The organism is Mesorhizobium sp. M8A.F.Ca.ET.161.01.1.1, from assembly GCF_004792105.1.
In the GTDB taxonomy this organism is placed as follows: Bacteria; Pseudomonadota; Alphaproteobacteria; order Rhizobiales; family Rhizobiaceae; genus Mesorhizobium.
Genome location: NZ_SRTD01000319.1, coordinates 1 through 320 on the forward strand (window position 1 = coordinate 1; position 320 = coordinate 320).

Consider the following 320-nt stretch of genomic DNA (forward strand, 5'->3'; position numbering starts at 1 on the left):
GGCGGTCGCGGCCTGAGCCGTTCGATACAGCCTGGGTCACGGCTTCGCCGAAAGTCTCGGGCGGAATCTGATCCCGCAGCGGCTCCAGCAAAGTCAGTTCCTGCGGCGACGGCACGCCTTCGGCGCGAAAATCCGATTTCTCGAAGCAAGACTGCGAGCGCTGGTAGGAGCCATAGAAGAAATTGCGTCGCGTCCATTCGAAGTCGAAGCAGAGCGCGATGGCCTGGCGCACACGCGGGTCGCGAAACTGCTCGCGCCGCTGGTTGACGGCGGTGGCCTGCATGGCAGGCACCGTATCCGCAGGGAATTCGTGCTTGACC

Annotated in this window: 1 protein-coding gene; it reads right to left on the minus strand. The window is 63.8% G+C overall.

The annotated features are described in order from the left end of the window. The coding region (locus EN804_RS35895; protein WP_246693548.1) for an ABC transporter substrate-binding protein at positions 1-320 on the minus strand (320 nt) is incomplete at both ends.